A 12,513-nucleotide genomic window follows, 5' to 3' on the forward strand; every position below is an offset into this window, starting at 1 on the left:
GCATCTATTAACACATACTTAATCCTTTTAAGGGGACTATTATGACTATAAATACAAATAAAAGCATATTGAAGTGGGAAAACACTGCACATATAACAAAAATGAGTATTGAAGGTTTAGTTGCACTTGCATCTTTAGCGGGAGCAATAACGGCAATATTAATTGCTACTAAAGTAATTGCTGGACCTGCATCTTTAGCACTTGTTGCTAGCCCTGCTGGAATTGCAGTTCTATTTATTGCCGCTGTATATTTTGCCGCAGCAGCTTATGCTTCATATCAGCAAATGAATGCAATGGAGAGCACTCAGGGTAAAGATGGTGCTCCAGGTAAAGATGGTGCTCCAGGTAAAGATGGTGCTCCAGGTAAAGATGGTGCTCCAGGTAAAGATGGTGCTCCAGGTAAAGATGGTGCTCCAGGTATAATTGATAAAGAAGCACTTAAAACTATGATAGAAGAACCTGAAGTTATGAAAATATTTGAAGATAAGTTCGAAGAAAAAACAATATAACAAATTGTATAGGAGGTAGATTTTCTACCTCTTTCTTTTTCCTTTCATTTGAATATGTAAAGGTTAAGGCAATCTATTCCATACCTCAACTACATCCTTACTAAACTCTATTATCTCTACTTTTTTAAATTGGTAACAGTTGTTGATGGATTGAATTCCTAAATTCCCTATAAAGGGGATGGCATCATTACCTAAAATTTTACCACTACGGCAGATTATCAGCCTGTCGATTAAACTATGCTTCAGTAGCTCTGTGATTAACACTCCTCCACCTTCAACTAATAACCTTGTTATGCCAATTTCTGAAGCAAGTTTTGATGCCATGTCTTTTAGGCAGACTTTATCGATAATGTCAGGCTCCGATGTCATTCCAGCGCGTGACGCTGGAATCCAGTTTTCATTATGCAATTGCTTGAAGTTTTCTGGATCCCAGTGTCTGGGCACTGGGATGACAGGAGAAGGCGTTAGAATGACAGGAGAGTGTGTTGGGGTGACATCTGGAATAACAGGAGGTTTGTGATTTGAATTGACTATCAAATAATTAATGTTTTTTATTTTTCTCTCTATTTCTCTGTTTGTAATCACCCAAGTTATTACTTTATCTGCAGTCTTTGCAATATTATGCTCTTCCTGCAATTTTTCCTGGCTATCTATAATTAGCCTTATTGGCGATCTACTTCCGAGTTCTGGTAATCTGCAAGTTAAGAGTGGATCGTCATTAATGAGGGTGTTGCTACCAATCATAATTGCATCATATTTTGCTCTGAGCTCATGCACCCAATTTCTCGTATCTTCACTTGTTATCCATTTGCTATCGCCTGTAAATGTTGCGATTTTTCCGTCAAGAGTTGTTGCAATTTTGCAAGCTATAAATGGTCTATGAAATTCTTTAGTGGTGAAAAAACCGACATTCAGTTCTTCTGCCTCTTTTTGCATAATACCTTGCTCAACTTCAATTCCTGCTTCTTTCAGAGCTTTAATGCCTCCACCTGAAACTCTGCTATCTGGGTCAATAGTTGCAATTACTACCCTTTTTATTCCAGCTCTTATGATTTCCGCAGTACATGGTCCTGTAACTCCAAAGTGGCAACATGGCTCGAGCGTGATATACATAGTTGCACCATGGGTTAAACCTTCTGCACTTTGCAAAGCAACCACTTCTGCATGTGGGCGCCCACCTACTCCTGTATATCCCTCACCAATGATTATACCATCTTTTACAATAACACACCCGACAGTAGGATTTGACGCAACATTCCCAAGATTTTTTTCTGCAAGCCTTAATGCAATTGACATGAAATGATCATCAGTCATTAGAAAGAAGTCATTTCATATGAAGTGTCGAATATTCTCCTGTGCTCATGTATAGCAAATCTATCTGTCATTCCCGAGATATAGTCGCATATTACTATTGAACGCTGGGATTCACAAGCAAGTTTGCTCCACTCTGTAGGAAGTAATCTTGGATTTTCATAAAAACATTGAAAAAGTTCCTGTATTATGCGTTTCGCTTTGTTCATCGTTCTACTCAGTTTATAGCTTCTGTATATTTTCTCCATGTTGAATCTTTTCATTTCTTTTGTAGCATTCGCAACTTCTGGTGAAAATGTGACTAGCATTTTATTTAGACTTCTTACGTCTTCTACACTTTTTATTTTATGATCTTCAATATTTCTTTCAGTCTGAGAAACAACATCACTTATCATAGTTCCTATAGTTCCACTCAGTGATTCATGTATGAGTTTGCTCTGAGGTAATTCTGAATATCTGCTCCTTATGTCTTTAAACATTTTTTCAATTAAAGGAACATTCAGCAAATCTTCGATGGTTACTAAATTTGCTCTGAGTGCATCATCAAGATCGTGAACACTGTAAGCAATATCATCGGCAATTGAAGCAACTTGCGCTTCAATGCTTGAAAATTCCTCAAGTTTTAGATCATATTTTTCATTATATTTTAATAACAGCTGATTATTTGTAGAAGACTCCTCGTTTTGACCAAGCAAGGGACCATTATGTTTTGCAACCCCTTCAATCACCTCCCAACTTAGATTCATACCATCAAAATCAGCATGTTTTTGTTCAAGATAAGTTAAAATCCTTATAGCTTGAACATTATGATCAAACTCATACTTCTCACTATCAACTTGAACTAGAGCATCCTCACCTGTGTGACCAAATGGGGGATGACCAAGGTCATGTGCAAGTGCTATGCATTCAGTGATGTCCTCATCTAAGCTGAGCCTGCGTGCGATGGATCTTGCAATTTGTGCAACTTCAAGGCTATGAGTCAGCCGAGTGCGATAGTAATCGTGCTCGTAATTGATAAAAACTTGTGTTTTGTACCCCAATTTCCTAAACGCATTAGAGTGAACAATGCGATCCCTATCACGCTGAAAGCAGCTGCGATTCTCATCTTCTGGCTCTTTGAAGTATCTCCCTTTTGTTTTGCTTGGAAAGCATGCATAACTTAATAGAAAATTATTGTTTGACATGTAAAATTTCTACTATAATAAATTATCAATAATAAACGGTGGTTACTATGTCAACAAATTACAACATCAACTTAACTGATAATGCACTAAAAAAAATCCACTTTCTTGCAGAGCAGGAAGGGGATAAGAGTTCTGTTTTGCGGGTTGCAGTTTCAGGCGGTGGATGTTCTGGCTTCAAATACAATTTTCTTATGGATCAAATGAATAAAAATCTATCTTTGGATGATGAAGATGATGATTACGATGATGAGTTTGATGACGAAGACGAAGATGATGACTATGAAGAAAGCGAGGACTATAGAAGCCACTCCAGTTTTAGCGAAAAAGGTAAAGATATAGTAATTAATGATGAAAATGGCAATCCTGTATTAATGGTTGATAATTGTTCAGCAAAATTTTTAAATAACTCAGTTATAGATTATACTGAGGATCTCAGTGGTTCTGGTTTTCAAATAAAGAATACCCTTGCTAAGTCTCAATGTGGTTGTGGTAACAGTTTTTCGGTTTAATTATTACCAAAATTTAGATGCCTTCTGGGTCTTTTAAACATGGGTGATAATGTAGCTCTAGAACTAACTTCTGTAGATAAAAGCTTCAAGGACAATTCTGCTGTTGTAAAAGACATCAACCTAAGTGTCACAAGAGGGCAAGTAGTAGCGCTGATTGGCAATTCAGGTGCAGGAAAAACAACTATATTGCAAATCGCAGGCTTGTTGGACAAGCCAACTTCAGGTATAGTTACGATAGATGGAATAAATTGCACACAAGCCAATAATAAGCATAAAACCCATGTAAGAAGAAATTTTCTTAGTTTTGTTTATCAATTTCACTATTTGTTACAAGAGTTATCGGTGTTGGAAAATATTATGCTTCCTCAACTTATTGCAGGAAAAAGCAAAGCTGAAGCAAAAAAAAATTCGCAAGCAATGTTGGAAAAATTTGGTCTGGAAAACAAAGCAAGTAGCATGGTATCTGAAGTTTCGGGTGGGGAAAGGCAGAGAGTTGCAATTGCAAGAAGCATTGTAAATTCTCCAAAGCTTTTACTTGCAGATGAGCCAACAGGAAATTTAGATCCAACAAATTCTTTTAACGTGTTTTTACTGCTACATTCATACGTAAAGGAAAATAACAGCTCTATGCTTATAGTGACGCACAATCATCTCCTTGCAGAAAAGGCAGACTGCATTTTCCAATTGAGAGATCGATCATTAGTGAAGTTGTGAATAGGGAAAATAGCACAATTTAAACTACCTATGCCTTATACTTATCTAACCAATGATCATTAACAGAGTACAACTCGCATGAAACGCTTTCATTGCTTTTTATACACGGACTTTTTAACTTACGCTGTTTACTTAGGGAACACCCCGATAACATAAACACAGCTAAAACAAAAAATAATAGCTTTTTAAACATAACAAAACCTTTTCATTTATATTACTACACTCATTTCTCTTGTTTGTAAAGGTTAGGCATATTCTTTTACCCTTACCTCTTTTTTGACCTTTTGAGAAGAAATAGCTGCACTGTTTAAGCGCAGTTTTATATAACCATCTACGATTTGAGTCACTTCCTCTTCTTTATCCCTTAGAAAGTGATTAGTATCGTCTATTATATGGTATTTCATGTGATCACTTTTTACTGAATTTATTAACCTTTTTGCTAATTCTGTTACATCGTTTTCTTCTGAGATTGTATCGTTACTGCTTTGTATTATAAGCCCAGAAACTGGACAGGGAGAAAGAAAAGAAAAATCGTACTTAGTTACCGGAAGAGAAAGAACAATAAAACCCACTATCTCAGGGCGACGCATTGTTAGCTGCATAGCCACCCATGCTCCAAAAGAAAAACCAGCGATCCAAATTGGAACGTTGCTAGGATTATGTTCCTGAAGCCAATCAATAGCTACCGCAGCGTCAGTTAATTCTCCTATACCCTTATCAAAAGTTCCGGTAGATTTTCCCACACCACGAAAGTTAATTTTCAATGCAGAAAAATTGTTATCGATAAAAGACGTATATATACCATGTACAATTTTACTACCCATATTACCACCATATTGAGGGTGATGATGTAAAACCAGCACAACCGGCGCGTTGGCATCTTTGCTTTGGTGGTATTCACCTTCTATCTTTCTTGTTGCATTATTCAAAAAAACTTCTACCACGGTAACTCCTAATAAAAACCTGCTTGACAGGTATTGATGACATGAATTATTAATTATGTATTAATTTCGCTGTTTTTGCAATAAATTTTTTATCGTGTTAAAGCTAACGTACATAGTTATGGCTATAGTTGATGGTAAACTTATTTAAGTGACAGATGAGTCCATTCTCTTTAGAAAATAGTGGTTACGTATATGCTGATTACAATGCAACTGCTCCAATTAGTGAGAATGTAAAAAAAAGTATATTTGAGGTCTTGTTAAAACAAACGCTCAATCCATCATCACTACATAAAAGAGGACAAGAAGCGAGGAAGATTCTTCAGGATGCAAGAGATAACATACGTGATGCTATTGGTGTTCCAAGTGATAAAGAAATAGTTTTTGCGTCTGGTGCGACTGAAGCGAATAACCTTGTTATGAGAGGAATAGCAGGCTATCTGCATGTAATTTCAGCTATAGAGCATCCTTCAATTCTTAATTCTGCATGTAATCCATATATAATACCCGTTAATCAGGAGGGCATTGTTGACTTTTTAGAGCTAGAAAAAATTCTAAGCGAACTTAAAAGAAACAAAGCAATAGTTTCAGTTATGATGGCAAATAACGAAACCGGAGTTATTCAGCCTGTTAAGGAAATAGCTGAAATAGCACACAAATTTGGAGCAATTTGCCACACTGACACTGCTCAAAGTGTTGGGAAAATTAAAGTTAATATGGAAGATTTAGGAGTGGATTTACTCACTTTATCCGCCCATAAATTTGGCGGTGTAGCAGGCAGTGGAGTTTTAATATTCAATAAAGAACTTGCGATAGAACCTATTATAATAGGTGGTGGACAAGAGAAGGGATTTCGTGGTGGTACGGAAAATACTGTTGCGATTGCAGGCCTTTCTGCTGCACTGCAAAATATTCCAGACCTTCTATCAAAAATGGATGAAGTAAAGGAGCTACGTGATCAATTAGAGTGTGAATTATTAAATCTTGCCAGTGATATAAGAATCTTCGGTAAAAACTCTAAGAGGCTGCCAAACACAAGTTTTATTTATATGCCAGGAGTAAAGAGTGATGTGCAGCTCATGCATTTTGACTTGAATCATATTGCAGTTAGTAATGGTTCTGCATGTTCTTCTGGAAAAGTTGAGTCTTCCCATGTTTTGCTTGCAATGGGGGCAACAAAAGAGCAAGCAGAGTGTTCAATTAGAATCAGTATAGGTCCAGAAACTAAACCACAAGACATAAAAAAAATAGTGGATTGTTGGTATAATATCTACAAGAAGAACACCTTGGTATAGATAATACGTGGTATCATGCAGGGAGCTATAAATTAGATGTAAAAACTTACTTGATACCCTTCGCCAGCCCCCTTATCATAACAGTGGAGCTATTTATTTATCTTCGCAATCTCTGCAGTGGATTAATGACAAAAAACTTAATGTATTTGGCGTAAATCATGCTTAATTTTTGCACTATGTGCACCTCATGTCTTTATAAAACTTCTAGGTTTCTACCTATATAAGCTGAAACGCGCTTATAAAGCGTTTAAGACAGTAAAAGACGTCAAATAGACAAGGGAGAATTTGAATACTAGCTACCCGGGTTTCTTTGCCTTTTTTTCCGCTCAGTAAATTTCTTAACGTTTATAATTTAGGTTAATCGCATTTAAAAGCGGCTGAATCGTAGCGTTTAGAATAAAAAACGCCAATATTTTGAAGTACATATAAATAACTAGTCACCAACGGGGCTTCTTTTGCCTTTTTTTTCGTTTGGTAAATTTCTTAATATTTATGGCTTAGGTTAGTTACAAATTAAGAGCAATATTCACGGAAATGGTGTCATTCCAGTGCTTGACACTGGGCACTTTAGACAATGTTACAAAAATAATATCATAGAATTCAATAGGATAATTCCTGGTGTACAGTCCCAGAGTGTGATGGTATGATAAAATATGAGAAAACAATACCATCAAAGGAGGAATTATGGGACCATACACCTAGAGGCTGTATTACAAGAATTTTGGGCGAACTTAGTTATGTGTAATATATTATCGCTTCATATGTGTGATGCACAAGGGCCTTGGAACCCAGATCAAATTACTGAGTATCGTTTAAATTTTTCAGTTTTGTTTGGTGTAATGAGCAGAAACTCTATCAAGTACTTATTGCACCAAAAAACTTTCAAGCCCTTTTTAAGCATGCGTGCTAAAGTTAAAATTCGACCAGGGCAGCCACAATAAGGTAGATAAGCCCAAACGCCATCATGTTTTTAGGAGAGTTTGCTAATGGAGGCTCTTAAGTTGACGCCATTGGCTGAACGGATACCTCTTAACTTGACGCGTATGGTTTATTTAACACTCCCAACGGTTACAAATAATTCACCATTTCTTCTGGTTTCACTATCCTTTCAAACTCCTCCTCAGTGAGCAGTTGAAGTTTTGCTGCTGCTTCTTTTAGAGTGATATTTTCTTTATAAGCAAGCTTCGCTATTTTTGCTGCATTGTCATACCCTATATGCGTATTTAATATAGTGACCAACATTAACGACTGATTCAGTAAATCTTTTATCCTCTCTTCATTTGCCTTAATACCAACTACACATTTTTCTGTAAAATTTAAACTTGCATCAGCTAAAAGTCTTATAGACTGCAAAACATTGTAAATTATCACTGGCTTAAACACATTCAATTCAAAATGGCCGTTTGAACCACTAATGGTCACAGCAACATGATTTCCCATAACTTGAGTGCACACCATAGTTACTGCTTCACACTGAGTTGGATTCACTTTACCTGGCATAATTGAAGAACCAGGCTCATTTTCCGGTAACATTATTTCCCCAATTCCACATCTTGGACCAGAACCAAGCAACCTTATATCATTTGCAATTTTCATTAAACTGACTGCTACTGTATTGAGTGTTCCACTGAGCTCAACTAAAGCATCGTTTGCTGCTAGCGCTTCAAATTTATTGCCTGCTGAAGTAAATGGAAGATTAGTAATTTCTGCAACTTTGCTTGAAAAATCTTCAGCAAAACCCTTTTTAGTATTGAGTCCTGTGCCAACCGCAGTGCCACCTTGTGCAAGCTCGTATATACCACTTAAAGTTAATTTTACTCTCTCTATCCCCTTTTTAATCTGGGCTGCATAGCCAGAAAACTCCTGTCCCAGTGTTAGGGGCGTTGCATCTTGTAAGTGAGTACGTCCTACTTTTATTATATTTTTAAATTCCTGAACCTTATTATCCAGCACCTTATGCAATTTTTCAAGATTTGGAATAAGCAAGCAGTTTATTTGCTCTGCTGCTGCTATATGCATTGCTGTTGGAAAGGTGTCATTTGATGACTGACCATAATTCACATGGTCGTTTGGATGTATCGGAGATTTACTACCCAAATTACCACCTAAAATCTCTATTGCGCGATTGCTGATCACTTCATTCATATTCATATTAGTCTGCGTTCCGGATCCGGTTTGCCAAACAACAAGCGGAAATTCATTATTAAATTTGCTATCTATTACTTCCCTTGCGGCTGCGCAGATTGCGTCCCCTACCTTATTATCTATGCTACCCTGCTTCATGTTAACACGTGCTGCTGCAAGTTTTACTATTGCTAATGCTTTAATCAGAGGCTCTGGCATTTTTTCTGTGCCAATCTTAAAATTTTCTAAAGAACGTTGAGTCTGCGCTCCCCAGTAATGTTCACTTGGTACTTTTACTTCCCCTAAGCTGTCTGATTCTATTCTCGTTTTTCTATCCATATTTTCCTTCTTAGCGTCATGCAAACTGGTTCACTACATAATTTTTTCATGTCTACTTCTTGGTTAATTAAATCATACTAGATCCAAGTAGTCAAGTGTGACCTTACCCAGAAAAAGTAGAGAGAAAGTTAAGACGTTTTTGGAGTAAAATAAAACGTTTTTTCAAAATATGGCAAATAGTTTATTCTCTTTGTAAAAAACATTCCAAACTTTCTCTCTACTTTTTCTGGGTAAGGTCAGTTCAGCTATAGGCAGCAATTTTCTGTATTTACTTTAAATTGAAGAAAGCTCAAATGAAAGATCGTGTTTTGCTAAAAATCACAGAATGCAGTCTGGTTACAATTATTTATCACTAGTGCCTAAAGTGATCTCCTTTATCCTCTCATCTGCTAGTATTTTTAATTCCTCACCGTATCTATAATAATTTCGCTTTATAACGTGTAACTCATCAGCAGAAGAAGAATCTAATTTAGGGTAATATTCGTAATCGCAATTTTCTTCGATGTCCTCAATGCTTATAGATGATGCTAAAAGTGGAAATAGAATTAATAGTAAAGTTAGTAGGATTCTTGTACAACTATTACACCACGTCCTGGGTGTCATTCCAGCGCGTGACCAGAGAAAAAAAGATATGGATCCCAGTGTCAAGCACTGGGATGACAGAAGATAGTGCAAGAAATTTCGTAAAAAGCTTTTCATACCAACTATTTAAACTCAATTGTGTTATAAATATATTAATAGCGAAAAAAGAAAAACAAGGTTTAATTTTCTTTTTTATTTGCGATTTATCTATTAATTAACCGTGAAAGGTTACGTGTAATGCTCCTTCACATAATTATCAATAATTGCCTTAAATTCTTCAGAGACATTATCACCTTGTAAAGTTTTGAAATACTTGCCGTCTTTGTAGACTGCTGAAACAGGTTTTTCTCCATATCCAGGCAAGCTGATTCCCAAATTTGCGTGTTTGCTTTCTCCAGGACCATTTACTATGCATCCCATAACAGCAATGTTCATATGCTCTACACCTGGATTTTTTTTCTTCCACATCGGCATATGAGTTTTTATATAGCCATTCACTTCTTCAGTTAATATACGAAAACGATCGCTACTTGTGCGCCCACAACCAGGACATGAATTAACCTGAGGGTTAAAGTGTCGCAAGCCTATAGATTGCAATATTTCCTGACACACCACCACTTCATTAGTACGCAATTCACCAGGACGTTGAGTCAAAGAAGCCCGTATTGTATCTCCAATGCCATTTTGCAATAAATAAGTAAGCCCTGCTGCGGTATTTACCACACCTTTATTGCCCATACCAGCCTCAGTTAAACCCAAATGCAGCGCATAATTGGAAGATTTTGCAAGTGCCATATAAACTAAAATTAAATCTTGTACTTTGCTAACTTTACATGAAATGATTATTTTGTTTGAATTTAGACCAATTTCTTCAGCTTTTTTTGCACTATCAAGAGCAGACATTACAAGTGCTTTGCGCAGTATAACATCAGAAGGCCTTGCATTACTAAGCGAAGAGTTTTCATCCATCAGTTTTTGTAAAAGGTATTTATCAAGACTACCCCAATTTACCCCAATTCTAACAGGAAGATCGTGCATTATTGCATACTCTATCACCCTTTCAAATTTCTCATCACGTTTGTCGCCAAAGCCTATATTGCCTGGATTGATTCTAATTTTACCCAGCATTTTGATGTTGTCTGGATAATCTTGAACTAATTTATCTAGCTCATATTGACCGCAGCCTACCAATATTTTACCGTCAAAACCTTCTTTATTTATCTCTTCTACTATATAAGGTATTGCCCTTGCTACTTCCTCTGAATTCAAAGCAATCCGTACTAACTCTGAACCTGCGCGCGCTAGTTCTGTTATTTCTTTTGCATAATGTTTTGCGCTACTTTTTATATCATCAGAATCTATATGCACACCAAGCGCCATAGATTGTACGACTATAGGATTATTTCCACCTATCTTTACTTTTCCAACTTCTACAACATGAGTTTTGTGCCTGGAAATTGGCGATAATTCATATGCATCGTCATTCAATATCAGGTCTTTATCTAGCATATTATTAATGGCCAATATTGTGATACTATTTTACTGTGTCAGCTACGCTGCCAAATGAACTCGAACCATTCAAACTATAAGCATCTACGTTATCCAAATTAGCAATAGAATCATGTGAGCACGTTTTTCTTGATGGATTTTCTTTTATAGTGACATTTATAGGAGAAACTTTTTTTTCTCGTGTTGAAGTAACTTTCTTCCCTTCTTGTTGTTCACTTTCATGCTGCTCGCTTTCATACTGGGAAACTGGCTCTTGATCTATAAATACAGCACCCTTTAAACGTGCGATATTAATACCATGCTGATTTATCATAGCGCTCTCTTCATCGTCGACTATGCACGCTTCCATGTCATTTGGCTCATTATCAAGACTAGCAATTTTTTTCTCTTTTAATTTTTTGATTAGATCTTCTTTATTTATAGCTCGATCTTGTGACTTTTTTTTCTTGAGGAGCTCCCTACGCTTCTCATACAGTTTATATGACTCAGCAAAATCCTCATCTGTATGAAAGTTTGCACCACCAGGGTTACCAGGAGGTATGTATCTCTTACTGAGCTTAGATTTAGCTTCAGCACTATGCACAGTAAAAAAGCTAGAAACCAAAAACATTAATATAAACAAAACTTTAGAAAAAATCCTAAGCATATGGTGCTATAGTAAATATCGTGTTTTAAAAGATAGCAATTAACAAACTTTAAGTAAACCAGAATCTTTACTAACTTTACAATACAAATATTTTTCTAAAAAGTGATATGTTTACTATCAAAAAACCTACATAGGCTAAGAGAAGAGTAAGGTGCTACAAGTTGCGTAACACCTTCTCAAGAAGAGTGTTATGCAACTTAGTCTGGCATTTGCATATGCTTCTTTTCATTGCCATCGATAGCATCTACATTATTAAGTTTTGCGTCTGGTGTATCTTTAGACAAGTTCTTTTCTTTCTCCCTTTCACACTTAACTCCCTGATAGATACAGAATGCAACAAAAGAAGTTATCGCTATTGCGGCAACAGCACTGACTATGGCACAAATTAGTAGTGTTTTTTCTTGATCTGCTACTGCTTCTGTGAGTGTTTCCACTTTTTCTTCTAAACCTGTGAAGTTTTCTTGCAAGCCTGTAAACTTTTCTTGCAAACCATTGAATTTATCTGATAGATCTGTTGACAAACCGTCAAATTTACCTGACAACTCTGTAAATCTTTCTGATAAACCACCGAATTTATCTGACAGTTCTGTTACTTGTTCTGGCAAACCTTTGAAGTTTCCTAATAGCTTCTCTAGTTCTTCTACTTGTTCCTGCAATTTTGTTATGTCTGTTATGTCATTGCCAGACAAACTATACCAAGCATTACTCAAAATATTTGACATTTTTACCCCCTAATTAATTAATATATTACTATTGTACGTTCTTAGTACTTAAATTAGTATTAAATCAACTGTCATTATGTATTGACCTTTTAATAATTTTGTTTGACTTGCTTTTTGAAAGTGCAAAA

At 36.2% G+C, this 12,513-nt stretch carries 12 protein-coding genes and 1 pseudogene; 5 read left to right on the plus strand and 8 right to left on the minus strand.

The genetic code is table 11. The features are described from left to right. Positions 1–41: 41 nt before the first annotated feature. Positions 42–509 (plus strand): hypothetical protein, encoded by a 468-nt coding sequence (locus ABWU75_RS03275; protein WP_353286601.1) that lies wholly within the window; start codon positions 42–44, stop codon positions 507–509. Positions 510–572: 63 nt separating this feature from the next. Here ABWU75_RS03275 and ribD read toward each other — a convergent pair whose 3' ends face one another. Together ribD and ABWU75_RS03285 are read right to left on the minus strand one after the other, a co-directional pair. After that, positions 573–1,823: a bifunctional diaminohydroxyphosphoribosylaminopyrimidine deaminase/5-amino-6-(5-phosphoribosylamino)uracil reductase RibD gene (gene ribD / locus ABWU75_RS03280; RefSeq protein WP_353286602.1), complete on the minus strand. Its 1,251-nt coding sequence runs from the start codon at positions 1,821–1,823 to the stop codon at positions 573–575. After that, the gene (locus tag ABWU75_RS03285) at positions 1,823–3,004 is read right to left on the minus strand and encodes a deoxyguanosinetriphosphate triphosphohydrolase (protein WP_353286603.1); all 1,182 of its coding nucleotides are present in this window, start codon (positions 3,002–3,004) and stop codon (positions 1,823–1,825) included. The genes ribD and ABWU75_RS03285 overlap by 1 nt, the downstream gene beginning before the upstream one ends. Before the next feature lie 47 nt (positions 3,005–3,051). On the opposite strand from ABWU75_RS03285, the gene ABWU75_RS03290 reads away from it, so the two are divergent. Beyond that, entirely contained in the window at positions 3,052–3,513 is a 462-nt protein-coding gene (locus ABWU75_RS03290; RefSeq protein ID WP_253309780.1) for a HesB/IscA family protein, read from the plus strand. 39 nt (positions 3,514–3,552) lie between these two features. After that, positions 3,553–4,227, plus strand: coding sequence for an ABC transporter ATP-binding protein (locus ABWU75_RS03295; protein ID WP_253309781.1), 675 nt, complete (start codon positions 3,553–3,555; stop codon positions 4,225–4,227). 245 nt (positions 4,228–4,472) lie between these two features. On the opposite strand, the gene ABWU75_RS03305 is transcribed toward ABWU75_RS03295, so the two are convergent. Further along, on the minus strand, positions 4,473–5,171 hold the full coding sequence (locus ABWU75_RS03305) for an alpha/beta hydrolase (protein WP_353286604.1): 699 nt from the start codon (positions 5,169–5,171) through the stop codon (positions 4,473–4,475). Between the two features lie 155 nt (positions 5,172–5,326). Between ABWU75_RS03305 and ABWU75_RS03310 the strand changes: the two genes are divergently transcribed. Next, positions 5,327–6,463 (plus strand): cysteine desulfurase family protein, encoded by a 1,137-nt coding sequence (locus ABWU75_RS03310; RefSeq protein WP_353286605.1) that lies wholly within the window; start codon positions 5,327–5,329, stop codon positions 6,461–6,463. 695 nt (positions 6,464–7,158) lie between these two features. Further along, positions 7,159–7,450, plus strand: a pseudogene (locus ABWU75_RS03315) (IS4 family transposase); the annotation flags it as partial. A gap of 81 nt (positions 7,451–7,531) precedes the next feature. Here ABWU75_RS03315 and fumC read toward each other — a convergent pair. From fumC to ABWU75_RS03340, 5 genes are all read right to left on the minus strand, one after another. Then, positions 7,532–8,926, minus strand: coding sequence for a class II fumarate hydratase (fumC, locus tag ABWU75_RS03320; RefSeq protein WP_353286606.1), 1,395 nt, complete (start codon positions 8,924–8,926; stop codon positions 7,532–7,534). A gap of 342 nt (positions 8,927–9,268) precedes the next feature. Continuing rightward, positions 9,269–9,625, minus strand: coding sequence for a hypothetical protein (locus ABWU75_RS03325; RefSeq protein ID WP_264731293.1), 357 nt, complete (start codon positions 9,623–9,625; stop codon positions 9,269–9,271). A 111-nt stretch (positions 9,626–9,736) separates the two neighbouring features. Beyond that, positions 9,737–11,017, minus strand: a complete 1,281-nt coding sequence (ispG, locus tag ABWU75_RS03330; RefSeq protein WP_264736024.1) for a flavodoxin-dependent (E)-4-hydroxy-3-methylbut-2-enyl-diphosphate synthase — start codon at positions 11,015–11,017, stop codon at positions 9,737–9,739. A gap of 25 nt (positions 11,018–11,042) precedes the next feature. Then, positions 11,043–11,663 (minus strand): TRP75-related protein, encoded by a 621-nt coding sequence (locus ABWU75_RS03335; protein ID WP_264731296.1) that lies wholly within the window; start codon positions 11,661–11,663, stop codon positions 11,043–11,045. Between the two features lie 197 nt (positions 11,664–11,860). Continuing rightward, positions 11,861–12,385, minus strand: coding sequence for a GAS domain-containing protein (locus ABWU75_RS03340; RefSeq protein WP_253309908.1), 525 nt, complete (start codon positions 12,383–12,385; stop codon positions 11,861–11,863). Positions 12,386–12,513: the final 128 nt, after the last annotated feature.

It is taken from the genome of Wolbachia endosymbiont (group A) of Anthophora plumipes (assembly GCF_964028115.1).
In the GTDB taxonomy this organism is placed as follows: domain Bacteria; phylum Pseudomonadota; class Alphaproteobacteria; order Rickettsiales; family Anaplasmataceae; genus Wolbachia.